Genomic DNA, 24,041 nt, shown 5'->3' on the forward strand with positions numbered 1-24,041 from the left:
TCAATTTTGTCACGGTTATTCACTATAATGTAAGCCCTCTCTCTTTTTCCTCTAAAAAGTTTCGCTTTATAAAAAGCACATATTCTTCTATTATAGAGGATGGACAAATTGTTATTTCAATAGTCAAAGGAGTATTTCATATGACGATATCACAAAAAATGAAGCCGATTACTCCTTCTTACGATCCATGGGAAGCGTATATGGACCTTGAAGAGTACGGCAAACTACTATTAACAAATGTTGAGTTTACAACAACGACGTTATGCAATATGCGCTGTGAGCATTGCGCTGTTGGTTACACGTTACAGCCGAAAGACCCGAATCCGCTTCCGATGGATCTTTTATTAAAACGATTAGATGAGATTCCTCATTTACGTTCTTTAAGTATTACTGGCGGAGAACCTATGCTTTCAAAAAAATCCGTCGACAACTATGTAACACCACTCTTAAAATACGCCCACGAACGAGGTGTTCGCACTCAAATCAACTCAAACTTAACTATAGATTTAGCACGTTACGAACAAATTATTCCCTATTTAGACGTATTGCATATATCTCATAACTGGGGAACAATTGACGACTTCGTTGAAGGCGGATTTGCAATGATGGAGCGTAAACCTACGTATGAACAGCGTGCAAAATTATTTGAACGTATGATCACAAATAGTAAAGCTCTATCAGATGCAGGTGTACTCGTATCAGCCGAAACGATGTTGAATAAACGAACTCTACCACACATTGAGCATATTCATCGTCAAATCGTTGATGAAATGGGATGTAAACGTCATGAGGTTCACCCAATGTATCCAAGTGACTTCGCGAGTAATCTAGAGATTTTAACAAAAGCTGAAATTCGTGATGCAATTGAGCATTTACTAGAAATTCGCGATGAAAATGTATGGATGTTATTTGGAACTTTACCTTTCTATGCTTGTAGCGATGATGAGCGAGACATTGCCACATTTAAAAAATTACAAAAGAGCAAAAATGTAACTGTTCGTAACGATCCAGATGGCCGTTCTCGTTTAAATGTAAATATTTTTGATGGAAATATTATTGTAACGGACTTTGGTGATGTTCCACTTCTAGGTAACATTCAAACAAATACGTTACAAGAAGCGTATGAAAAATGGAGCGCTTCAAAAACAGCAAAATCATTAAGCTGTCACTGTCCAGCAGTAAAATGTCTTGGACCGAATGTTCTTGTAAAAAACAGCTACTATCCAACCGAAAATTTCTTATCAAAAACAGCAAATATTACATTATAAAAAAACGTCAGCTTATAAGCTGACGTTTTTTATCTTATTGCGAATGAGAAGAAGAAATGAATTTAAAATATAAATGATCATGAATTGGGATAGCGGCTCCAATTCCTTGAGAAGTAATATTTTTTACAACAAGCCTTTTTTGATTTCCTTTTAATACGAGATATACTTCTCCAAATGTTACTTTTCCTTTTTCATTTACTGCTGGTGTATAAGCATATAAATATCCAAGTTGACTCGGACTAATATTATACACACGCTCATGCCCTGTACCATAACCAATAGTCGTTTTAAATGAAAGTGGCAATTGTACTTTTTCAAGTGCTTTGAGAAGCATCATTTTTTTCACATCTGCAGCATCTTTCATATCTGCTGTTAAATCACCTTCAACCGTCTTTTGTGTTTCTTGCTTATAGCGTAGTGGATATAGGCGATCTCCTCCGCGATTATCGTACACATTGCGATTTACTTGTTTATATTCCCAATTAACCGATGTATCAATCGATTCATAATGTAAAGCCCATTGCCCTAAATAAATCTTTGCTCGGTACCCTACCGCAAGCGGCGCATTCGAAATTGTTGTTTCATTAAACATTCGAATTAAGTCCGGATTTTCAATTTTAATATTTGCTGTTTTTAATAATTCTTGAGCAAACTTACTCGGCTGTAAACGCGGTAAATCTTGCGCATCATTTGGAAACGTATTGTCTTTAGAAATATTTAAAACAGATGAAGGCATTTTTGTTTCTACTGTTGTCTTTGCAAAGCCACTGTTAGGAAATAATAAAATAAACGAGACCATAGTTGAAAGACATATGCTGTATACTCGTTTCACCTGTCTGGCTCCTTCCTACATAAAGGTATATATACTACTTCGTTTATTGTTTTCTCTGAGCACAATTGTTATGCCTATTTTTCATAATAAATAAAAACCAATTCCCATAATGACATACGCAGCTAATAAAGTACCGCCTTCAAACCAGTTTGTATCTCCATCATTTGAAATCGCAATCGTTAAGAAAACAGCTGTAATCATAGAAACAAGTTCTGGTATTGTAAATACTAAAGGCATCCTTTGCGTGAAAAACATAGAAAGCAGTACTAATACAGGAGCAACAAACATGGCAATTTGTAATGTAGAACCTATCGCAATCTCAACTGCAATATTTACTTTATTTTTATACGCCATAATAATTGCAGATGCATGTTCTGCTGCATTTCCAACAATCGCAACGATAATAACACCTATAAACAATTCTGACCAACCAAATGATTTTGCAACTGTCTCAAATGTATGCACGAGCGCCTCTGACACATAAGCTACCGCAATTGTTGCTATCGCTAAAATGAGTAATGCTTTCCCTTTCGACCACTCTGGTTCTTCCTCATGAGCGACTTCATCACTTTTATGCTGATATACACCACGGTGCGTCACTAACTTAAATAGCAATGCAGCAAGGTACATAATAATCATAATAATCGAGACACCTATACTTAACTGATACGTCTTTCCAGCGTCCATCTTCATTGAAAAAATCTCTGGAATAACAAATGCTACTACTACAGCAAAGATTAATAAAGCCGAATTATGCCTTGCATCATATACATTAAAACTTTGTCTTTTATATTTAAGCCCTCCCACAAAGAAGGATAGCCCTCCTACTAATAATAAATTTCCAAGTACAGAACCTGTTAAAGAAGCTAACACAACTTCAATTAATCCTGCCTGAAGTGCAAAAATCGAAATGATTAGTTCAACAGCGTTACCGAAAGTAGCATTTAATAATCCACCTATTCTAGGACCAGATACAATTGCCAAACTTTCTGTCGCTCTCCCCATAAAACCCGCTAATGCGATAATCGTAATACAATACACAGCAAACATAATTGTTTGAGGCCAATGAAGTGTTTTCCCAAGTACAGACAGTGGTACACCTATAAGAGCCACTATAAGAAATATTTTATTAAACATGCTTTTCATCCTTCCATCGTATGTATTTCTCCTCGATATTATTATTATTCTTCTCCTAACTTGTCCGATTTCATCACAATTGCGTTTAAAAAATTGAATTGAAGAAAACAGTATGAAAGATGTTTAAATCATCTTGTTTAAATAAAGAAAATGTAAGTTAAGAAAAGAGGTAAAAAATATGCACTTAAAAGAAAAAATCGCAACTATTATTCAAGGTCAACGTACTGGTGTATTATCTACAGTACGAAACGAGAAACCTCATAGCGCCTTTATGATGTTTTTCCATGAAGATTTTGTACTGTATGTTGCAACAGATCGACAATCAAAAAAGATAACAGATATCGAAAACAATCCAAATGTACATGTACTACTTGGTCGTGAAGGAAAAAAATTAGATGAAGATTATATTGAAGTGGAAGGCTTAGCCTCCATCGAGGAAGACTCAACATTAAAAAACAAGTTTTGGAATAATAGCTTAAAACGTTGGTTACTCGGTCCTGAAGACCCTAATTATGTACTAATTAAAATCAATCCCGATACAATTTATTACATCGATGGTGCCGGTACGACGGAGCCCGAGTTTTTACGACTATAAAATAAAACAAGCCCTCTTTAGGTGGGCTTGTTTTGTCGAAAAGTTCTTCTGAAAAAAACAATAAAATAGGTGGAACTTTCCAAAGATTCTGTTATATAATAGCAGTAACTTAAATAAACTGTATTAAAACAGATTGAGAGGAGAAATAAAATTGATGAAAAGAGAAGAACGCAAAAACATGATTGAGTTTATCGAAAAGAAAAAAGGGATTGAGCGTGACGAATTATTATTTATGACAGACGATGAAGTAGAACATATTTATAATGTAACGTATTTTTTATATGAAGAAATTGCAGAGTAGTATAATAATCCCCACCTTATGAAAAATATAAGGTGGGGATTATTATGTTATCTATCCAGCTCGTTGCGAGGCGGTAAAACCTCATTCACTTTATACATGAGAATGGTTTTCATGTATAATAATGTAAGATTGGAGGAATTTTACTATGAGTTCATGGCTCTTGTTCGCACTATTATCAGCAATTGCTGCTGCCCTTGTATCTATTTTCGGTAAGATTGGTTTAGATGGAATCGATGCCAATGTTGCTACGACGGTTCGTTCTATTATCATGGCATTATTTATGGTAGGCGTTATTATTATACAAGGTAAATTTCAAAATATTGGCGACGTACTTCTAAATAAAAAAGCACTGCTCTTTATCACATTAAGCGGAATTGCAGGTGCTTCGTCATGGCTATTTTATTTTCTTGCCCTCAAAACAGGGAAAGTTTCACAAGTGGCTCCTGTCGATAAATTAAGCGTCGTATTTTCTATCATTCTCGCGATGATTATACTCGGTGAAAAGTTAAACTTTATGACTGGCATTGGTGTAGTCTTTATTACAACTGGTGTACTATTTATCGCTTTCAGCTAAAAAAACCGCTACTCGCGGTTTTTCTTTTTCTTTATGTAAAACCATACGACACCTGTAACAACTACTGAAATGGATAAAATCCATATTCCATAATGATGCAAACTATACTCAACGAAACGCCACTTCTCTCCTAACTTCCAACCAAGTCCAATAAAAACACTGATCCAAATAAACGCACCACCGTAAGCGTACAAACAAAAACGCCAAAGTGTTAAATTCGACATCCCAGCAAAATATGCTGTTAAATGACGTACTCCTGGGATAAAGTAACCAATCATTAAAAGAAATGGGCCATATTTTTCAAATAAAATATGTGTTTTTTCAATGTGATGTTCCTTAATTCTAATTTTCGGTCCATATTTTTTTAAAACAGGGAGCCCAAGTTTTAAACCTAATATGTAGCTTAATGTAATGCCTAACATCGCACCAGCCATCCCACTTAAAAAAGCAGCAGTTCCTGACATAACTCCTTTTGAAACGTTATAACCAACGAAGGTCAATAAAAACTCGTCTGGTATCGGTAATCCAACAATCCCGCCAGCTAAAGCTATAATAATTCCAAAATACCCATAATGTGCGATTAACTCGCCAATATGTTGTTCCATTCGGAAGACACATCCTATGCACGATCGTTATTCCACATTGTGCCCTTTCTATCTTTCAGACAAACATGGTATACATATTCACTATACATTGTTTTTATAATGAACTCTACTTCTATCCATTCCTTTAGCAGACAGAAATTGAACTATTAATCAGTGACCTCGCTCATTCTTAGTACACATCAATCACGTGCTAGACTCCCGCCTTCTTTCCTTATATCCATCTCCTCTTGAAGGACTAATCTTACTACCCACAAATACCATGATTAAAAAATAAAAATTCATATGCTTGTTTTTTTGTTACAATAAAGGAAAGTTACTTTTCGCAACGGTTTAACTCTCAGGAAAAATGATATACCTAGCAAAAACATAGTTTGGTCGATATAATGCAACTTCTACCTATTAAAAGAACATGCACCCTTTACATACAACATCATTTTTCTAAATTATACAGGGGGAACGAACATGACCATTGAAAATCAATTTATCCAAAAGGTTTACTATAAAACATTTTTAACAGAAAAAACTTCTACTCCAGTATCAGAAGTACTCGGTGAAGCATATATAAATGAATCTACAAATGAATTCTCCAACATTTCTAATATTCGCTTTGCTCAAGGTGAATTGTATTACCAAAATAAAGACTTTGAAGCAGCAATATTTAAATGGGAGAAAGTAAATAATGAGCTTGCACTTTGGGCAACCAAGAATATTGCAGATGCTTATTTTGAACTAGGATTCTTACCAAAGGCAGAAGAAATATATCAATCTATCCAAACGGAAGATACAACTCTTACAATGGAAGTTTCCTTACAACTTCTTTCTCTTTATATCGAACAAGATCGTTTAGGTCTAGCATTTAAGACGATTAGTGAGGCTGTTGCATTTCAACCTGACTATCCAAATATTACTTCAATTGCTCGTTCATTCTATGAAAAACAAGAAGATTGGAATAACGCCATCGAACTTGCCGTTCAAGAAGGAATTCGAACAAAATCATTACACTGGTTCGATACTTTAATTAATTATGTGAATCAAGGATTTACGAAACAAATCAAACCAGAATATTTCTATGAATCTTTAAAAGCTTTATATGCAATTGATCAAGTCCAATTTAAGGAACTTGTTATTGCTCTTTGGAACAGCTATCAACATGAAAAATCACATCTACCTTGGATTCAAACAATCAATCATTTATTCTTACATATTGAGACAGACAACAATGACGATTGGCATGAAATTGTTGAACGCTATCAAGATACGTACTTTGAATTAATTACTGGTGAACATTTCATGCATGAAATGCAAGGACTTGTACCTGACTTATTAACAAATTGGTTTAGTTTAACGAGAGCAAAAGACGCCCTATTCGTCTCTGCTGCAGTGTTAGCGTGGAATGAAGTTTCACCTACAACTTTAGAGTCATTACTCGTAAAAAGTGCGGGAGCCCTACTCTCTAATTCAACAGCTGAAACAAATGTGAATATGGAAACTGTTTCTCATTTATTCGAAACAATTGCTGTATGGGCTGAAAAAAATGATGTAGATTTAAGTCATCAATTTACGTTACTCGTTCATGAACTATGTGATTTAAATGTTACAAAATTACTAATTTCGGGAACTAGTGACTATGATAAATTATCATTCGTCAATTCAATATTAGGAGAGAACATCTTAACTGAAACTATAACAACTCCTATTCTATTTAAAGATGATAGCCAAACTGAAATAACAGAATTCACTGCGTTAGATGTGCACAATATACCGAACTTTGATGAATTCCATCAAATAATGGCTACACCTGAACAATCAGAACTTGAGAACAAATGTATAGAAATTAAATTACCAAGTAGATTTTTGAGAAAGAATAAATTTGCATTTCTTGTTACACCATCTGTTCGAGGACAAGTGGATAAAAACAGCTCATATTTTGAATACTTACAAGCCGCAGATAGCCTTATTTACGTATTAAATTCTGCTTCATCGTTACATGGTGAAGAACTTGATACATTACTTTATTTACGTGAACAAGTACCAAACTTACAAATTCATTTCGTATTACATACAAATAGTGCGGATACGAATGAAAAACTAATGAGTAAAATGAAAGTCCATTTCCCAAATGCGCAGTTCTTCCCATACTCTCCTTCACAAGAGGGGAGCCAACAACTTGGGGACGTGACAGAGTCTATTCTTTCTAATCTAGCAGAACGCGATATAGAACAAGAACGTATCGAAAAACTAATATGGTTTACTCAAAAGACAATCGCATACCTTGTAAATGAACGTGTGGAATTAGAAAATACATTAGTCAAATCAGTACGCTGGAATAAACATATCTCAGTAAAACTAAACGGATTTATTAACAATCTTACTGCTCTTGAAAAAGATAAAATTCGTTCTATTACAGAATCTTATCTTTTAACGAAAGAAGAAATCACAAGAGATATCCATTCTCAAATTCCTGAATTATTACAGAGCTGCTCTGACCTTGTTCAAGAAGATAGTGATTTCAAATTAGTTCATGAAGAATTAAATACTGCGATGAACGAACGAATTCAAAAACATGTACAGCAAGTGCTTCTCCCTAAATTTACTGGGTTTATTCAAGAGTGGATTGAAACAGCACATAATGAATTTATTCAAGCTCAATCTTATTTAGATGAAATGAGTGAAACGTTTAATAAATTATATAAAGAAGAACGAATGAAACTTCCTTGCGATTTCAAATTACTAGATGATTGGCATCGAGATGTTGTACGCATGACCAATAGAATTACAGTATCGAATATCAATATTTTATTACGTTTTACACCGACACAATTTTTCTTAAAGAGTGCAGGAAAACTATTTGGTAACATGCAAAAAAATCAATCTATGCTTGCAAACAAATATAAACAATATATTGAAACGGAAGACTATACGGAAATTGCTCAAACGATTTCAAAACAATTCTTCCTTCAATTTGAAGTATTTGAAGGCGCATTAGAACGAGATATCATGATGTTCTTTAAAGATCCACTTAGCATACTGAAACAAAATGTAGAAGCCGCTCAACTTGAAATACAGGAAGACGAGCAAACATTAGCAACGTTAAGAAGCAACCCAGAAACTTATCACGATCCGTTAGCATTCTTTAAACTGCAACTATTGCAACACAAATTCGTTTTAAGTACGCACAAAAACAATGAAGACGTCTATGAATTTAATGAGTCTCCTACGATTTAACATAAAGTGAAACTTTAATCAGTGGTGGGTCTTCATCCCCCACCTAACTTCCTTGCTTTCGCTGAATTTTGAGGTGGGGGTCTTACTGCCCATTAAAGCGGGATAAAAAACCAAGCAAACTGAAATTTGCTTGGTTTTTTACTTTAATTCATTATTTTCATATGTTCAAATGGATAATAAATTGCCGCTAATTCTCCTAATACATCAGCTTTATCAATGAGTCCTAAACCATTTCTACTATCTCTGCTTATTAAGCGATTATCTCCCATAACAAAAATCTTGTTTTTAGGAACTGTAATTGGTCCAAAGTCCTCCGTTAAATTCATAAGTTTTTTTTCAGCTTGTTTTTTATTACTATACAAATACGCTTCCTCTATCACTTCATGATTCACATATAATTGATCATTTCTCACCTCAATAACATCGCCAGGCAAACCAATAACCCTTTTCACATAAAAATTATCTGTCTTTACAACAATAATATCTTCTCTCCCATAACTTTCAAATTTCTTTGCCAACTTATTCACAATCACCTTATCCCCATCTTGTAACGTTGGCTTCATGGATGCCCCTTTTACAGTCGTAGGAAAAAATACGAAAATTTTCGCCAAAAACACGAGCAAACAAGCAATTGCAATTGTTCCAAAGAATTCGCGCCAACGTTTTTTCTTTTGCATCATTCCACCATCTCATCATCTTTTTACTTTTATTATAAGTACTTCAACTAATAAATTTCTATAAAATTCTGAATTATATAATCATAATATTACAAATTTAAAAATAAAAATATTCAAGAATGTATTATTCTGATATACTATAGCTTGCATTTATTCTATTTTATGTACTTAGGAGGATTTTTTCTATGAAAGTTATGCTTAAAAATGAAAATACCGGTCAAATTAAGCAAGCAAAAATTGGTTTTAGTTGGACTGTATTTTTCTTTGGTTTCTTCCCTGCTATATTCCGTGGAGACTGGAAATGGTTTTTAATTATTTTAATCGCTAGCATGTTTACATTCGGATTCTCTAACTTAGTCTTCTGCTTTATTTACAACAAGCTTTACATCAATGATTTATTATCCCAAGGTTATAAAGCAGCAGATGAATACAGCCTTTCTGCTCTACAACAAAAAAACATTGTAGCATAGTAACAAAAAAGATACTCTTCAAATAGTCTATCCACTATTCGAAGAGTATCTTTTTATATTCCCACATATACAATACACATTTGAGCCGCTACATATGTAAGCCAAATCCAAAGTGGTTCATACTTTAATTTGCGTCCTCCAATATCTGTCACACCAATAATAAAATCAGAAATCACAAATAATAAACCACCAAAAGCTGGTATCCACCATATTCCTGTATTCTCATAGTATAAGGCGAATGCAAAGCAAGCCATTCCTCCAACCCACAATCCGTAAATTAGCGCTCCTATCGTAAACAATTTATCTTGTTTATCATTTCGAATAAAGAAGAACCATCCTATAATGAGAAAGAGTCCGTATACGAGTAAACCAATCCAAAAACCATTCCATGAAATACCTGTTTGCAAAAATGCTTTTACATAAAAACAATGAGCAAGAGCGAAAGTAATCATGCCTCCAATTAATCTGTGACCAATTGGAATCAAACCTGCCATAAATAAATCTCCTACAGTTGATAAAGTCATCCCTAGTGCAACCCACGTACTATAATCTACTGATGGATCTTGTAACCATATCCAAATTGCACTTGCTGTTAAAGAAAAACTAAGAATAAGACGCACCGCTAAAGGTAACGGCATATTATTTCTTTTCTTTTTTGTCTGTCCTATTGCATAAATTGCACCAATAAAAAAAAGAATGATTTGTGCAATTAACACCATGTAAAGTAGATTCATAATATGTTCTCCTCAATAAATACTTTTGTATCTTTTTTCGTGACACCTAGTCTATTATCCTTTTTCTATAAAAAAAGAAGAACAGCACTGTTCTTCCATTGTAATCGTTTTCTCGTTATCTATGCTACTTGTTTTTCTTTCTCCATTTTCTGCTTAGCTGGCACCCGATTCACCACAATAATTCCCGCAGCTACACACGCTAAACCGAATAATACAAACGAATGAATTGCTTCGCCTAAAATCATGCTCGATAATAACACACCAAATACAGGTATAAAGAACATGTACATTGATACTTTTCCAACCTTGTTGTACTTCATAATTGTATTCCAAATGCAAAATCCTGCTGCGGATAAGAAAGATAAATAGATAAGCATTAGTATTGCATGTATACTAAATGTAAATGGCATAACTCCAACTTGCACAGCCCCTATACATAATAGTCCGATAGAACCAAAAATCATTTGGTAGGCTGTCATATAGCCAATATCTAATGTTTTACTACCTTCTTTCGCCAATATATTCCCATACGAGTACAACATTGCTGCAATCAGAAGTAATAAACTACCAATTCCGAAATGGAATGACAAACTACCATCACTAGGTACATTTACTAAAATGACACCACAGAAGCCGATAGAAACTCCAATTACTTTTCTCACATTAAGAGCATCATCTTTATATAAAAAATGTGCGAGTAAAATTTGAAAGAATGATGAGGTTCCTGAAATGATAGCTCCTTCAATACCAGAACTATAGCTCATTCCAATATAAAAGCATATATATTGAAGAAATGTTTGAAATAAACCAATTTGTACTAACTGCTTCCCCGTTCCTTTTTTGAAATTCATATCTTTTCCTAACGCTTTAAAGAAGAATAAAAGCATAACCCCAGATAAGAAGAAACGATAACCAGCAAATAATATTTGCTCCCCAACTTCTTGTGGCTGAATTCCAAGTTCAGCATAACTTAATTTAATAAAAGGGAATGCGCTCCCCCATAAAAAAGTCGCTACTATTGCAGCAATAAACACGCCAATCGGATGGGTAAAAAATTTCTCTGTCTTCACTTGTTGTCTTCCTTTCCGATCTTTTTACGAACAATATTCATATATACCAAAGGAACTGTGAAAACACAAGTTTTCAGTTTATACGCAAACAAAAACATATCATCTAACGAAAACATATGCTATACTATAGAATAATTACAACATAATAACTGTTAAAAACAGATTCAACAGAAATGCTGCTATCCATTATGGATGGCAGCTTTCGTCGTTTTATAGGGGTTTCGATTTTGATTATTTTTCTCAATAAGAATTTGGAAGGAGCGAGTAGTAATGAACTCAGAAGTAAAAACATTACAAGTACAAAAGTCTATTTCTCATCCCTCTTTATGGGATACATTAAAGAAACATTATGAACTTATATTTGCAATCGCATCTGGTATTTTCATTTTAGCTGGTTGGTTATTCACAAAGAACGATGTAATGAATGTAGGCATTACTTGCTATATCCTTGCTTATATAGTTGGTGGATATGCAAAAGCAAAAGAAGGTATTGAAGATACAATTGAGGAGAAAGAGCTAAATGTCGAAATGCTTATGCTCTTTGCTGCTATCGGTGCTGCAATTATTGGCTACTGGGCAGAAGGCGCGATTTTAATCTTTATTTTCGCACTAAGCGGTGCAATGGAATCTTATACATTAAGTAAAAGCCAAAAAGAAATTTCAGCGCTTCTTGATCTACAACCTGAAGAAGCATTACGTATTTCAAATGGAACCGAGGAACGTGTTCCTGTTGGACGATTACAAATTAACGACATTATTTTAATTAAGCCAGGTGAGCGCGTTCCTGCTGACGGTACGATTCATAGCGGTGAAACAAATATCGATGAGGCAGCGATTACTGGTGAACCTATTCCAAATGAAAAAAAACATGGTGATGAAGTATTTGCTGGTACTGTAAACTTACGCGGTGCTATCGAAGTTAAAATTACGAAGCCGAGCGATCAAACATTATTCCAAAAGATTATCCGTCTCGTTCAAAGTGCACAAAGTGAAAAATCACCATCACAACTATTCATCGAAAAGTTTGAAGGAACATATGTAAAAGGTGTACTACTCGTTGTTGCGCTTATGATGTTCGTCCCTCATTTCTTACTAGATTGGAGCTGGAATGAAACGTTTTATCGCGCTATGATCTTACTTGTAGTCGCATCTCCTTGTGCACTCGTTGCTGCCATTACACCAGCAACGTTATCTGCTATTTCTAACGGAGCAAGAAATGGAATTCTCTTTAAAGGTGGCATACATTTAGAACGCCTCGCTTCAGTAAAAGCAATTGCTTTTGATAAAACAGGGACATTAACAGAAGGAAAACCTACCGTAACAGATGTATATGTTCGAGAAAATATGACAGAAAAAGAAGTACTTTCAATTACAGCAGCAATTGAAAGTCACTCTACACATCCTTTAGCTGAATCTATTGTGAAGTATGCACAACATGCGTATGACATTACATTAAAAAAACCAGAAAACGTTGAAGATGTAACTGGTTTTGGGCTAAAAGGAACATTCGAAAACAAAGCTTATAAAATAGGTAAAGCTGATTTTATCGGTGAAGAAACAAAGACATTTCATAATGGTATTTCTGCTTCCCTTGAAAAAGAAGGTAAAACTGTCGTTTATATTAGTGACGAGGATGGCATCCTTGGGCTTATCGCTTTAAAAGATACACTTCGCCAAGAAACGATAGCTGCTATTCGCGAATTACAAAGCATCGGTGTCGAAGCAATTATGATTACTGGTGATAATGAAGAAACAGCAAAAGCAATTGCCTCTGAAAGTAATATAAAGGAATATTACGCATCATGCTTACCAGAAACAAAAGTGGAAACGATTAAAAAGCTAAAAGAAAAATACGGGACAGTAGCAATGGTCGGAGATGGTATAAATGATGCCCCTGCACTCGCTACTGCTAGCATTGGTGTAGCGATGGGAGAAGGAACAGACGTAGCTTTAGAAACGGCAGACGTTGTACTTATGAAGAACGAGTTATCTCGACTTTCACAAGCAATTCGTTTATCAAAACGAATGAACCGTATTGTAAAGCAAAACGTAATCTTTTCACTAGCTGTAATTGCAATGCTGATTTGTTCAAACTTCATGCAATTTTTAGCTCTTCCATTCGGTGTTATCGGGCATGAGGGAAGTACGATTCTTGTTATTTTAAATGGCTTACGATTATTAAAAGGAAACAATTAAAACGGGTCCCTCATAAAGGACCCGTTTTTTCTAATGGTAGCTATTATGCCCGTTTGCACTACCACTCGTTTTATGCTTTGGATGCGAACTACTCTTTTGTTTATTGTTATTTTTATTGTTGTGATTCTTTTTATTATTACTCATGAAATATCCCCCCTGTTCCCTATTATTATGGAACAAGAGCTCACTTTTCATTACGGGAATTATTGTCACCCGTCCTATAATGATGGAGTAAACCATTAATTTCACCGCCAAGTAAAATTACCCATCCAGTTAAGTAAAACCATAACATTAAAATAATAATACCACCGAGACCACCATATGTATTGGCGTAATTCGCAAACTTATCTACATAATAAGCAAATGAGTACGATACCACAATCCATCCTACAGTAGCAAATGTTGCTCCTGAAATGACTTCTCTTCTTTTTAATTTTCGATCTGGTGCAAATGTATATAAAAAACTAAACAATGCAAATAACACGAAGAAACTCGCTACTAAACGCGTAATACTCCACACGTAAGAAAAACTATCCGATAAACCAATTGCTTTAAATACAGCTGCCCCAATGACTTGTCCAAACACTGGAACAATTAGTGCAAACACAATCATAAAAATAATCGCTAATGTAAATACAATTGATAACGCCCTCGTTTTAATAAAAGAACGTGTTTCTGTTACATCATACGCACGGTTAAAAGCATTCATCACCGCATTTACACCATTTGAAGCAAACCATAGCATTGATAATAAACCAAATGATAATAAACCACCATTTTGCTCATTTACAACTTTATCCACGTTTACTTCAATCAAAGACATTGCATCTTCAGGTACGTACGGTTCTAATAAGTTGAGCACACTTTCTGTTTGAAGGTCAATGAATCCAAGAAGCGTAATTAAGAAAACAAGCCCAGGAAAAATCGCAAGCAAGAAGAAATAAGCGAGCTGTGCTGCCAAGCCCGCTACATCATCGCGCATCGTTCGGTCATATAAATCTTTACCAAACGAATAAGTACGATTTCTTCTCACCTTTTCTAAAATTTTTCTCATATATGGTTAAACGCTTTTCTTCTCTTCTTTATCTTGCTTCAACTCAATGTACGCTTCAGTTTTTTTTTCCTCTACATTGGAGTCTTTCATAAATAGTTCACGCGCTTCTTTCATACCGCCATCTTCAGCAACTACCGGCTCTTCTTCTGCTTTCAGTTCATCTACTTTTGGAGAAACAGCTTGAATTTCAATCGTTTCTGGCTTCTCTGCTGGCTCAACCTTTTTCTTACTAAAAATTTCTTTCGTTTCTTTTAACGTCTCTACAACAGACGGCGTCAATTTTTTAATTTCTGCTACTTTTGCTTTCACTACATTTAAATCAGCAAGTTCGCGTCCTTTATCTGTAACAGTTTGCACTTTTTCTTTGATTTTTGCATTTTCACCAATTTCAATCATCTTTGTTTTTGCTTTTTCTGCAGTATTTTTTACTTTTTCACGGTTTTCTTTCTTCAACATAGATACAGCTACACCTGCAGCTACACCAATCGCAATGTTTCGAGCAATATTATTTTTCTTTGCCATATTCCTTCACCCTTTCATTTCTTATGTTAGAAAGTATTTCTTTCTAAGCTTCCTCATATTCCTTGTTCTTTTCGAATGAAAGCTAATAGCTTTGCACACCCTTCTGTTACAAGGTCATATACTTCTTGGAAATTCCCTGTATAGTAAGGGTCGGGAACGTCTGTCGAGCCACCGTCTGGAACAAAATCGGACAGCCTACCAATATAGCCTCCAGTTTTACCTAAACTTTTTAAATCTGCTATATTCTTGTTGTCCATGGCAATAATATAATCAAACTTTGTTAAGTCTTCTTTTTCTACTTGCCTTGCTTTAATTCCTTCAAAAGTGACTGCATTTTCTTTTAAAATTTTTTGTGTTCCTTTATGTGGCGGATGGCCAACATGCCAATCTCCAGTTCCTGCAGAATCAATGACAATTTTCTCTTCGAGTCCCTCTTTTACGACAAGATCTCGAAAAATCGCTTCTGCCATCGGAGAACGGCAAATGTTCCCAAGACAAACAAACAATACTTGAACCATATTTTTGTTTCTTCCTTTCTTGGTGCATTTCTTTATATATACTTATAGTATAAACAACCAATTAGTGAATATAAAGGAAATCCCTACTAATTTAATAGGATTGAAAAGATTCATTAACGAAAATGATAAAAAATGTTAAGATAGCCTTATGTTATTTTAAAGGGGGACACTTCGGTGGATTTATCCGTAAAGTCAGAAGAAAACGTTGAATATATGGTTGAAGCTATTAAAGAAAAATTACGTATGGTTAATGCTGGAGCGATGAGAGCTGCTAGCTTTAATGAAGAAATGTACGAAGACTTACGTGACATTTATGAGCATGTTATGAAACGTGAAACATTCAGCATTAGTGAAATGCAAGCTATTACAGAAGAATTAGGTACATTAATTAAAAAGTAAAGGAGCCTCGTTTATGAGGCTCTTTTTTACTTCCAACAAATTCATGACAACTCTTCTCTTTCCCTCAATCAACTGTAAAATATTGTACAATAGAAGTAGAACCTCACCTTAGATTTTTTCTCCATACATACTACTCACAAATAATAGCAACACTACCATTGCTAACTGTTTTTACTGGAGGTGCTTACTTATGAGCAATTGGTACAGTAAGACGAAAGATCAAACATTAATCGACCTAGAAACAAACGAACAACACGGTTTAACAGAAGAAATTGTAAATGGACGTTTAAAGCAATACGGTTCTAATGAATTAGCTACAAAACAAAAACGCACTTTATGGCAGCGTATTTTCGCCCAAATTAATGACGTCCTCGTATATGTCCTTATTATTGCTGCCCTTATTTCAGCCTTTGTAGGTGAATGGGCTGATGCAAGTATTATTGCGCTCGTTGTAGTTTTAAATGCTGTTATCGGTGTCGTCCAAGAATCGAAAGCAGAACAAGCTTTAGAGGCATTGAAAAAGATGGCGACACCTAAAGCTATCGTCAAGCGAGATGGTGAACTAAAAGAAATTCCATCTGAGCACGTCGTTCCAGGTGATATCGTTATGCTCGACGCCGGACGATATATCCCATGCGATTTACGCCTGATCGAAACCGCAAATTTAAAAGTTGAAGAATCTGCTCTAACTGGTGAATCTGTCCCTGTTGATAAAGATGCAATCTACCACCCTTCCATGCAAAGTGATGAACAAGTACCACTCGGTGATCAAAAGAATATGGCCTTTATGTCTACTCTTGTTACATATGGACGAGGCGTTGGTGTTGCTGTTGAAACTGGAATGAACTCACAAATTGGTAAGATTGCTACCTTGTTACATGAAGCAGACGATGATATGACACCACTTCAAAAAAGCTTAGCACAAGTCGGAAAGTATTTAGGCTTTGTTGCTGTAGCTATTTGTATCGTGATGTTTCTCATCGGCTTTTTACAAGGACGAGATACACTAGAAATGTTTATGACTGCAATTAGTTTAGCCGTTGCAGCTATTCCAGAAGGTTTGCCAGCTATCGTTTCCATCGTTCTTGCAATTGGTGTGCAGCGTATGATTAAACAAAATGTTATCATTCGGAAACTACCAGCTGTTGAAGCTCTCGGTTCTGTCACAATTATTTGTTCAGATAAAACAGGTACGTTAACACAAAATAAAATGACCGTTACTCACTTTTATAGTGATAACACATACGATCAATTAGAAAATTTAAACGTAAATAATGATGTGCAACGTCTATTGTTAGAAAATATGGTGCTATGTAATGATGCATCCTACAATAATGACTCACAAACGGGAGACCCGACTGAAATTGCTCTTCTCGTTGCCGGGAGCACCTTTAATATGCAAAAAGATCATTTAGAAAAAATACATGAACGTGTAAATGAGCTACCTTTTGATTCAGATCGTAAAATGATGTCAACCGTGCATACATATGATGAAAGCTACTATAGCATGACGAAAGGTGCTATCGATAAACTCTTACCTCGATGTACCCACATATTTAAAAACGGTAAAATCGAGGTTCTAACAGATGCTGATAAAGATCAAATATTAGAAGCCGCTGGGTCAATGTCTCAAGAAGCTTTAAGAGTACTTTCATTCGCATTTAAACAATACAATTCAAACGATGTGGATATAGATCATCTCGAAGAAAATCTCATCTTTATTGGTCTTGTCGGTATGATTGATCCACCGCGAACTGAAGTAAAAGATTCAATTACAGAATGTAAAAAAGCCGGTATTCGCACAGTTATGATTACTGGTGACCATAAAGATACCGCCTTTGCAATTGCTAAAGAACTTGGCATCGCTGAAGAAATATCTGAAATTATGATTGGAACTGAATTAGACAACATTTCAGATACAGAACTAGCAAACAAAATTGATTGCTTACATGTATTCGCTAGGGTCTCTCCAGAACATAAAGTAAAGATCGTAAAAGCATTACGTGCAAAAGGCAATATCGTTTCTATGACTGGTGATGGCGTCAATGACGCTCCATCTTTAAAACAAGCAGATGTTGGCGTAGCGATGGGCATTACAGGAACAGATGTTGCAAAAGGGGCAGCGGATGTCGTATTAACAGATGATAATTTCTCATCTATCGTGAAAGCTGTTGAGGAAGGTAGAAACATTTATCGTAACATAAAAAAATCAATTCTCTTCCTACTCTCTTGTAACTTCGGAGAAATTATCACTTTATTTTTAGCCATTTTACTCGGCTGGGCAACACCACTACGACCTATTCACATTTTGTGGGTGAATTTAATTACAGATACGCTGCCTGCATTATCACTTGGGGTTGATCCTGAAGATCCTGATGTGATGAAGGAAAAACCACGACATGCGAAAGAAAGCTTATTTAGTGGTAGCGTTCCTTTCCTTATTTTCAATGGGGTTGTCATTGGCCTTTTGACGCTAATAGCCTTTATCGCCGGAGCAAAGTTCTATACTGGAGATACACATCTATTCCCTCTTTTCCCAGAGCAAATTGATGAGGATGCTCTATTACACGCTCAAACGATGGCATTTGTCGTTCTTAGTTTTTCTCAGCTCGTTCATTCATTTAACTTGCGTTCAAGAACGAAATCGATCTTTTCAATTGGGATTTTTACAAATAAATATTTAGTCTTCTCCCTTCTTATCGGTGTTCTTATGCAAGTTTGTATCATCTCCATTCCGCCCCTTGCAAATATATTCGGTGTGCATGCATTAACGATGCGAGATTGGGGATTTGTTCTCTTATTAAGTATCATTCCGCTTGTTGTGAATGAAATCATTAAATTAGTGAAGAAAAACTAAAAGGCAATGAGGACTATTCCTCATTGCCTTTTCGTTTACCCCACTGATTAAAGTTTCACTTTATCCTTGTAATTCTTTTTTAATGTTCTCTGTTAATGTAGCCATACGTTTGCGGCTTTCTTCACGCTCACGTTTATTTTGTTCTTCAATTTGTTGTGTTTCTTGCATACCTCTTGAAATAATGTTCCAAGTTTCCTCAAGTGTTTCCATCTTAATACTAGAAGAACCTGATAACCTCGCTACTTCCACACTTTGCGTCGCGATATTTTGTGCATTTTTCTTAAGTAATTCATTTGTACGGCGATCCAGTTCAGCCATAGAATCTGCAACAAGCTTTTGACGCTTCGCATTTACCGCTTGAATGATACCATTTTTAAAGATAGGGATCGTTGTAATAAATGCTGTATTGATTTTACCAATTAATTTATTATTACCACGTTGAATCATACGAATTTGTGGTGCTGTAAGTAACGCAACCATACGTGCTTTTTCTAAATCATCAATACGCTGTTCTAAAATTTCAACAGAGTTTTTAAGCGACTCTAATTCAATACCTGCTAATTGATCATTATTACGTACACGCTCTTCATACATCGGAACTAACTCTGTATTTAAACGCTCTAATAACATTTCTCCTGCTACTACGTATTTTTCTAAGTCTAAATAATATTTTAAGTTTTGCTCATATAAACCATCTAACGTACCAATTGATTTTTTCATTTCATCTTGATACTTTGTAATTTCCACATACACTTTATCAATTTCACGGCCCATCGTTTGATATTTGCTAAAGATTTGTTCAATCATTTTATCCGCTTTTTTGAACATACGTGAGAAGAAACCGCTTTTCTCTTCCGCAAAGTCTTTGCTATCGAATCGGTCCATAATTTTACCAAGCTGTTTTAATAATTCACCAGAATCTTCTATCTTTGATAATGACATTGTATGTAAAATTTGATCAGCAAAACGTGAAATTTCCATAGAAGGTTCTTTTCCAAGTTCAATTAATTCTAATTGATCTTTAATATCTACCGCATTATAAATACGTTGTACATCCGCATCTTGTCTAAGTTGCAAGCGAACATCTTGTGCTGTTTGCTCATTTAATTCTGTTTTCGAATCTAGTACGACTGGGTTATTCATATGGTATTCTCCCTTTCCTTATAAAAATGGACGAAATAGTCCTTTTATTGTTTGTGATAAATTTTTATAGGCTGATGAACCATGAAACTCAAGATCGAAATTAACTTCTTCAAGCCAATGTGAATCAAATGCCCCCGCTTCAATATATGGTTCAATATCGTTTCTTCCCGTTGGATTGAAATGGAATACATCTACTCCAATTTGATTTAAAAATAGTAATAAAACAGCATCAGAACGAGTTAACTCTCCACTCTTCTCATTATTAAATATAACAATTTTCGGTACATCTTGTGAATAATCAAATTTCTCAAGCTGTTCTAAAATATTCGGTGGTATTTGAGAAAGTTGCGCGAAAACATATAGCGCTACATCTTGTTTCGTCTCTTTTGCAATTGGTTTACACATTTCGCTTTCACACGTATGGATAATCGCTTCTGCAATACCATGTTGTAATCCTTCTGGCAATCGTTTGTGTGGCCACCAATGACTGTTCATAATTAAATCTGGATGCAATTTCCCCCCACGGTCTAATGCATCTCGATAATGGTATTGGAAATTTGCTTTTTGTTCTTTCGTAAACGGAAATGTATTAATTAATAAACTGTTATCAAATGATGTAACAGCCTTTAATCGTTGAAAATACTCTTTATCATTCTTTGAAACACCTGATATTTTCGCAAATAAAGAAGGGATATAAATGTGTTTATTTTCAACAAAGAATGTCGGGCGTACAAACGCCTTTTCTTTCGTAATTAAAAAGAGTTCATCATATGTTGTTTTTAATGTACGAGCTACAGGCGTATAGGAACGGAATTGCCATGGCTTGTACAGCAGTGAATTATCGTGGTGAAGTACTTGCTCAATTTCTTTTGAAGCTTGATACGCTACTGTTGCCACACGCTCACGGCGGCGATCTGGAAATGGTTCAAGAGCAATACGGCCTGGATGAGACATAATAAATGTCCTTCCCTCTTCATCGACATTCTCAAATCCATCTTTTCCTTCTGGGTGATAATAAAGTACATCGCAGCCGAGCATAATAAGAAAGTATAAGAAATATATACGGCTTTCCTGTGCATCACCGTACCAAACAATACGCGGCATTTGTTTCTTATAGTTAATCGTAGAGAACCACTTCGCTACGTAATTTTCGCTTAATTTAATCATGTCGATTAAGAAACGACGGAAGCCTTCTGTCTTTAAAGATTGATTATGTTGTTTCTCATATAATTTCAATACAGAAATAAATGTCGTATGTATATAATGTTGTAAATCAGGATTATCTACTTTCGGCAAAAGTTGTTTCCCAGATAAGTGTGCCACTAGCCTATTTACTGTTAGACCATTTGGTGCTTCTTGATGTAATCCGAACACTTCTTGAATATGACGAAGTTTTTCCGAATCGATTACTTTATTTAAATTTTGTTCATGTAAAACTTCAATTCCTTTCGCTTCACTATAATCAAATAGTTCATTGAAATATTCATCTACATCATTAGGAACGCCAAGGATTCGACATGCTATATAACTAAATTTCATCTCATTCTCTGTCAGCTCATATTGTGGACGTTTTTCTAAAAGCGTTTCAAATTGCTTTAAATCTGATTCATCTTTTAATGCATATGGTTGAAGTGTAAAACGTGAAAACACAACAGTTCACCTCCAAAAACATTTACTTTTTCTAAGTCTTTCTTCTATTATAAACTATTTCTGTCTATAAAAAATGGGCGCTCGTAAAACGAGCAAACCCATTTCAATTATTTATTGTCTTCTTTAGTAGCTGCAACTTCTTCTTTAGCTTGTCCAGAATTCTTCATGTAGTGAAGTATAAATGTTGCTCCAAATGCTACAACTAAAATAATGAAGAACACTGTATGGCTTATTTCAATATGAATGACAGACAATAACATTTTTGCTGCGATAATTAAGATTAAAATATATGCTGTCGTTTCAAGTTCTGGAATACGCTCTAACAATTTTAAGAATACACCAGCGATACCGCGCATCATTAAAATACCGAGCATTCCACCTAATAATAGAATCCAAACTTCATTTGATACACCAAATGCAGCAAGTACGCTATCTACAGAGAATGCGATATCCATTAATTCAACCATCGCAACTGTTCCCCAGAAGACACCAAACATTCTGAAGAGAACACTGTTTTGGTTCATACCATGAGCTTCCTCTTCTTCTGCATTACCTTTTCGTTTATCAATAAAGTATTTAACTGAAAGCCATGCTAAGTAAAGTGCACCTAACACTTTTACCCATGCTAATTTAATTAAGAACATTCCAATTCCAATTGCGATAAATCGAAATACATAAGCTCCAATAAGTCCATAGAATAATGCTTTTTTACGTTTTTCTTCCGGAAGGTGTTTTACCATTACCGCTAATACAAGTGCGTTATCAGCAGATAACAATCCTTCAAGTACAACAAGTGTACCTATTAATCCCCAAGATACTGGATCCTGCAACACTTTAATCCACATGTCCAAGTCGAAAAATTGAGCATACGTATCAAGGATTCCTTGCAAAATACTCATCTTACCTATATCCCCTATTCTTTGCTAGATTTATAGAAAGGTCAAAAAAAGGAAACGAATATCGTTTCCTTCCTATGCATCCAAGCCATACGCTCTTACAAGCGCACCTAAGCCACCTTGGAATCCACTTCCTACTGCATTAAACTTCCACTGTCCATTATGACGGTATAATTCACAAAAGACAACTGCTGTTTCGATGGAGAAATCTTCCCCTAAATCAAAACGAAGAACTTCTTCATTCGTTTCTTCATTCGCTAAACGAACGAACGCATTTCCTACTTGTCCAAAGTTTTGACTACGGCCTTCTGCATCATAAATTGTAACTGTAATAGCAATTTTGTGCACATCTGCTGGAACTTTCTTCAAATCTACAACAAGTTGCTCATCGTCGCCTTCACCTTCACCTGTACGATTATCTCCTGTATGTAGAACAGATCCACAAGGAGACTGTAAATTGTTATAGAAGATAAAATCAGTTTCCTTCGTACATTTTCCGTTCACATCTAATAAAAAGGCAGATGCATCTAAATCGAAATCAGCTCCACCATCATAAGATTTAATATCCCAACCAAGACCAATTACTGCTTTCGTTAAGCCAGGGCTTGTTTTACCTAAATCGATTTTCTGTCCTTTTTGTAACTGAATGGCCATGTATATTCACCCCTATATTTTAATCTTTAAAAATATATCCATTAGCAAATATATATTTACTAATGGATAGCTAAATCTATTACTCTACATCTAAACCGAAATTGTTACATAGAGACGCTAATCCACCTTGGAATCCACTTCCGATTGCATTGAACTTCCAGTCACCTGCATGGCGGTATAGTTCACCTACTACAACAGCTGTTTCAATAGAGAAATCTTCTCCTAAATCGTAACGAATTAACTCTGCATTCTTTTCTTCATCTAAAATACGTACGAAAGAGTTAGAAACTTGACCAAAGTTTTGGCTACGACCTTCTCCATCGTAAATTGTAATTGTGAAACAAATACGTTCGATATGTGCAGGTACATTTTTCAAATCTACTTTGATAGATTCATCATCGCCTTCACCTTCGCCAGTTCGGTTATCTCCTAAATGTTCTACAGCACCATTCGCACCTTTTGGGTTATTATAGAAAACAAAATCTTCTGCTCCTGAAACTTTACCGTTAGCACCTACTAAAAAGATACTAACATCTAAATCAAAATCAGCTTGTCCATCATAACGATTTGTATCCCAACCAAGTCCTACAAGAACTTTTGAAAGACCTGGATTCGTTTTTGTTAAGTCTACCTTTTGTCCTTTTTTCAATGAAATTGATGCCAT

23 protein-coding genes are annotated in these 24,041 nt (G+C 35.1%); 9 read left to right on the plus strand and 14 right to left on the minus strand.

Translation table 11 applies throughout. From position 1 onward, the window contains the following. Positions 1–140 precede the first annotated feature (140 nt). The gene (yfkAB, locus tag ACTT1L_RS15475; protein WP_071742192.1) at positions 141–1,268 is read left to right on the plus strand and encodes a radical SAM/CxCxxxxC motif protein YfkAB; all 1,128 of its coding nucleotides are present in this window, start codon (positions 141–143) and stop codon (positions 1,266–1,268) included. Between the two features lie 34 nt (positions 1,269–1,302). Here the strand turns inward: yfkAB and ACTT1L_RS15480 are convergent, their stop codons facing one another. Next, the gene (locus tag ACTT1L_RS15480; RefSeq protein WP_001992424.1) at positions 1,303–2,100 is read right to left on the minus strand and encodes a YfkD famly protein; all 798 of its coding nucleotides are present in this window, start codon (positions 2,098–2,100) and stop codon (positions 1,303–1,305) included. Between the two features lie 81 nt (positions 2,101–2,181). Further along, on the minus strand, positions 2,182–3,237 hold the full coding sequence (cax, locus tag ACTT1L_RS15485; RefSeq protein WP_000482144.1) for a calcium/proton exchanger: 1,056 nt from the start codon (positions 3,235–3,237) through the stop codon (positions 2,182–2,184). Between the two features lie 178 nt (positions 3,238–3,415). Here cax and ACTT1L_RS15490 point away from each other — a divergent pair, with 178 nt between their 5' ends. From ACTT1L_RS15490 to ACTT1L_RS15500, 3 genes are all read left to right on the plus strand, one after another. Next, the gene (locus tag ACTT1L_RS15490) at positions 3,416–3,832 is read left to right on the plus strand and encodes a pyridoxamine 5'-phosphate oxidase family protein (RefSeq protein ID WP_000550219.1); all 417 of its coding nucleotides are present in this window, start codon (positions 3,416–3,418) and stop codon (positions 3,830–3,832) included. 154 nt (positions 3,833–3,986) lie between these two features. Then, positions 3,987–4,133, plus strand: coding sequence for a BH0509 family protein (locus ACTT1L_RS15495; protein ID WP_000817786.1), 147 nt, complete (start codon positions 3,987–3,989; stop codon positions 4,131–4,133). A 145-nt stretch (positions 4,134–4,278) separates the two neighbouring features. Further along, complete coding sequence (locus ACTT1L_RS15500) at positions 4,279–4,707, plus strand: EamA family transporter (protein WP_076856227.1); 429 nt, start codon at positions 4,279–4,281, stop codon at positions 4,705–4,707. An 8-nt stretch (positions 4,708–4,715) separates the two neighbouring features. On the opposite strand, the gene ACTT1L_RS15505 is transcribed toward ACTT1L_RS15500, so the two are convergent. Continuing rightward, entirely contained in the window at positions 4,716–5,312 is a 597-nt protein-coding gene (locus ACTT1L_RS15505; RefSeq protein ID WP_000434860.1) for a DedA family protein, read from the minus strand. 462 nt (positions 5,313–5,774) lie between these two features. On the opposite strand from ACTT1L_RS15505, the gene ACTT1L_RS15510 reads away from it, so the two are divergent. Continuing rightward, positions 5,775–8,537 (plus strand): tetratricopeptide repeat protein, encoded by a 2,763-nt coding sequence (locus tag ACTT1L_RS15510; RefSeq protein WP_071742190.1) that lies wholly within the window; start codon positions 5,775–5,777, stop codon positions 8,535–8,537. A 143-nt stretch (positions 8,538–8,680) separates the two neighbouring features. Here the strand turns inward: ACTT1L_RS15510 and lepB are convergent, their stop codons facing one another. After that, positions 8,681–9,217 (minus strand): signal peptidase I, encoded by a 537-nt coding sequence (lepB, locus tag ACTT1L_RS15515; RefSeq protein WP_071742189.1) that lies wholly within the window; start codon positions 9,215–9,217, stop codon positions 8,681–8,683. 182 nt (positions 9,218–9,399) lie between these two features. Here lepB and ACTT1L_RS15520 point away from each other — a divergent pair, with 182 nt between their 5' ends. After that, complete coding sequence (locus tag ACTT1L_RS15520; RefSeq protein ID WP_071742188.1) at positions 9,400–9,684, plus strand: hypothetical protein; 285 nt, start codon at positions 9,400–9,402, stop codon at positions 9,682–9,684. A 53-nt stretch (positions 9,685–9,737) separates the two neighbouring features. On the opposite strand, the gene ACTT1L_RS15525 is transcribed toward ACTT1L_RS15520, so the two are convergent. After that, positions 9,738–10,418: a lysoplasmalogenase gene (locus ACTT1L_RS15525; RefSeq protein ID WP_071742187.1), complete on the minus strand. Its 681-nt coding sequence runs from the start codon at positions 10,416–10,418 to the stop codon at positions 9,738–9,740. Positions 10,419–10,537: 119 nt separating this feature from the next. After that, positions 10,538–11,488, minus strand: coding sequence for a DMT family transporter (locus tag ACTT1L_RS15530; RefSeq protein WP_061131246.1), 951 nt, complete (start codon positions 11,486–11,488; stop codon positions 10,538–10,540). A 270-nt stretch (positions 11,489–11,758) separates the two neighbouring features. On the opposite strand from ACTT1L_RS15530, the gene ACTT1L_RS15535 reads away from it, so the two are divergent. Further along, complete coding sequence (locus ACTT1L_RS15535) at positions 11,759–13,684, plus strand: heavy metal translocating P-type ATPase (RefSeq protein WP_048557769.1); 1,926 nt, start codon at positions 11,759–11,761, stop codon at positions 13,682–13,684. Positions 13,685–13,868: 184 nt separating this feature from the next. On the opposite strand, the gene ACTT1L_RS15540 is transcribed toward ACTT1L_RS15535, so the two are convergent. From ACTT1L_RS15540 to ACTT1L_RS15550, 3 genes are read right to left on the minus strand one after another with little or no spacing between them, the layout of a single operon-like run. Next, the gene (locus ACTT1L_RS15540) at positions 13,869–14,738 is read right to left on the minus strand and encodes a YihY/virulence factor BrkB family protein (protein WP_001226530.1); all 870 of its coding nucleotides are present in this window, start codon (positions 14,736–14,738) and stop codon (positions 13,869–13,871) included. A 6-nt stretch (positions 14,739–14,744) separates the two neighbouring features. Further along, the gene (locus ACTT1L_RS15545) at positions 14,745–15,260 is read right to left on the minus strand and encodes a DUF4075 domain-containing protein (RefSeq protein ID WP_001085393.1); all 516 of its coding nucleotides are present in this window, start codon (positions 15,258–15,260) and stop codon (positions 14,745–14,747) included. Between the two features lie 53 nt (positions 15,261–15,313). Then, positions 15,314–15,778: a low molecular weight protein-tyrosine-phosphatase gene (locus ACTT1L_RS15550; RefSeq protein ID WP_442821990.1), complete on the minus strand. Its 465-nt coding sequence runs from the start codon at positions 15,776–15,778 to the stop codon at positions 15,314–15,316. A gap of 174 nt (positions 15,779–15,952) precedes the next feature. Between ACTT1L_RS15550 and ACTT1L_RS15555 the strand changes: the two genes are divergently transcribed. Together ACTT1L_RS15555 and ACTT1L_RS15560 are read left to right on the plus strand one after the other, a co-directional pair. Continuing rightward, positions 15,953–16,177 carry a DUF1128 domain-containing protein gene (locus ACTT1L_RS15555; protein WP_000366197.1) on the plus strand — a complete coding sequence of 75 codons (225 nt, stop codon included), beginning with the start codon at positions 15,953–15,955 and terminating at the stop codon, positions 16,175–16,177. 190 nt (positions 16,178–16,367) lie between these two features. Further along, a complete protein-coding gene (locus ACTT1L_RS15560) occupies positions 16,368–19,034 on the plus strand; it encodes a cation-translocating P-type ATPase (protein ID WP_071742186.1) in 2,667 nt (888 codons plus the stop codon). A 60-nt stretch (positions 19,035–19,094) separates the two neighbouring features. On the opposite strand, the gene ACTT1L_RS15565 is transcribed toward ACTT1L_RS15560, so the two are convergent. From ACTT1L_RS15565 to ACTT1L_RS15585, 5 genes are all read right to left on the minus strand, one after another. After that, positions 19,095–20,177, minus strand: a complete 1,083-nt coding sequence (locus ACTT1L_RS15565) for a toxic anion resistance protein (protein WP_001064413.1) — start codon at positions 20,175–20,177, stop codon at positions 19,095–19,097. 18 nt (positions 20,178–20,195) lie between these two features. Then, positions 20,196–21,827 carry a YceG family protein gene (locus ACTT1L_RS15570; RefSeq protein WP_000492873.1) on the minus strand — a complete coding sequence of 544 codons (1,632 nt, stop codon included), beginning with the start codon at positions 21,825–21,827 and terminating at the stop codon, positions 20,196–20,198. Positions 21,828–21,934: 107 nt separating this feature from the next. Next, on the minus strand, positions 21,935–22,726 hold the full coding sequence (locus ACTT1L_RS15575; RefSeq protein WP_000025699.1) for a TerC family protein: 792 nt from the start codon (positions 22,724–22,726) through the stop codon (positions 21,935–21,937). A 72-nt stretch (positions 22,727–22,798) separates the two neighbouring features. Beyond that, positions 22,799–23,377: a TerD family protein gene (locus tag ACTT1L_RS15580; RefSeq protein WP_001007531.1), complete on the minus strand. Its 579-nt coding sequence runs from the start codon at positions 23,375–23,377 to the stop codon at positions 22,799–22,801. Between the two features lie 79 nt (positions 23,378–23,456). Next, positions 23,457–24,041 (minus strand): TerD family protein, encoded by a 585-nt coding sequence (locus ACTT1L_RS15585; protein WP_000146722.1) that lies wholly within the window; start codon positions 24,039–24,041, stop codon positions 23,457–23,459.

Origin of the sequence: Bacillus sp. FH (assembly GCF_052216825.1) — a bacterium.
Taxonomy (GTDB): domain Bacteria; phylum Bacillota; class Bacilli; order Bacillales; family Bacillaceae_G; genus Bacillus_A; species Bacillus_A paranthracis.

Coding starts and splice junctions, on each gene's coding strand:
- ACTT1L_RS15510 (WP_071742190.1), top strand. CDS start 5,775: ATGACCATTGAAAATCAATTTATCCAAAAGGTTTACTATAAAACATTT.
- ACTT1L_RS15525 (WP_071742187.1), bottom strand. CDS start 10,418: ATGAATCTACTTTACATGGTGTTAATTGCACAAATCATTCTTTTTTTT.
- cax (WP_000482144.1), bottom strand. CDS start 3,237: ATGTTTAATAAAATATTTCTTATAGTGGCTCTTATAGGTGTACCACTG.
- ACTT1L_RS15565 (WP_001064413.1), bottom strand. CDS start 20,177: ATGAATAACCCAGTCGTACTAGATTCGAAAACAGAATTAAATGAGCAA.
- ACTT1L_RS15500 (WP_076856227.1), top strand. CDS start 4,279: ATGAGTTCATGGCTCTTGTTCGCACTATTATCAGCAATTGCTGCTGCC.
- ACTT1L_RS15545 (WP_001085393.1), bottom strand. CDS start 15,260: ATGGCAAAGAAAAATAATATTGCTCGAAACATTGCGATTGGTGTAGCT.
- ACTT1L_RS15580 (WP_001007531.1), bottom strand. CDS start 23,377: ATGGCCATTCAGTTACAAAAAGGACAGAAAATCGATTTAGGTAAAACA.
- lepB (WP_071742189.1), bottom strand. CDS start 9,217: ATGATGCAAAAGAAAAAACGTTGGCGCGAATTCTTTGGAACAATTGCA.
- ACTT1L_RS15495 (WP_000817786.1), top strand. CDS start 3,987: ATGAAAAGAGAAGAACGCAAAAACATGATTGAGTTTATCGAAAAGAAA.
- ACTT1L_RS15550 (WP_442821990.1), bottom strand. CDS start 15,778: ATGGTTCAAGTATTGTTTGTTTGTCTTGGGAACATTTGCCGTTCTCCG.
- ACTT1L_RS15575 (WP_000025699.1), bottom strand. CDS start 22,726: ATGAGTATTTTGCAAGGAATCCTTGATACGTATGCTCAATTTTTCGAC.
- ACTT1L_RS15540 (WP_001226530.1), bottom strand. CDS start 14,738: ATGAGAAAAATTTTAGAAAAGGTGAGAAGAAATCGTACTTATTCGTTT.
- ACTT1L_RS15505 (WP_000434860.1), bottom strand. CDS start 5,312: ATGGAACAACATATTGGCGAGTTAATCGCACATTATGGGTATTTTGGA.
- ACTT1L_RS15520 (WP_071742188.1), top strand. CDS start 9,400: ATGAAAGTTATGCTTAAAAATGAAAATACCGGTCAAATTAAGCAAGCA.
- yfkAB (WP_071742192.1), top strand. CDS start 141: ATGACGATATCACAAAAAATGAAGCCGATTACTCCTTCTTACGATCCA.
- ACTT1L_RS15490 (WP_000550219.1), top strand. CDS start 3,416: ATGCACTTAAAAGAAAAAATCGCAACTATTATTCAAGGTCAACGTACT.
- ACTT1L_RS15560 (WP_071742186.1), top strand. CDS start 16,368: ATGAGCAATTGGTACAGTAAGACGAAAGATCAAACATTAATCGACCTA.
- ACTT1L_RS15585 (WP_000146722.1), bottom strand. CDS start 24,041: ATGGCATCAATTTCATTGAAAAAAGGACAAAAGGTAGACTTAACAAAA.
- ACTT1L_RS15535 (WP_048557769.1), top strand. CDS start 11,759: ATGAACTCAGAAGTAAAAACATTACAAGTACAAAAGTCTATTTCTCAT.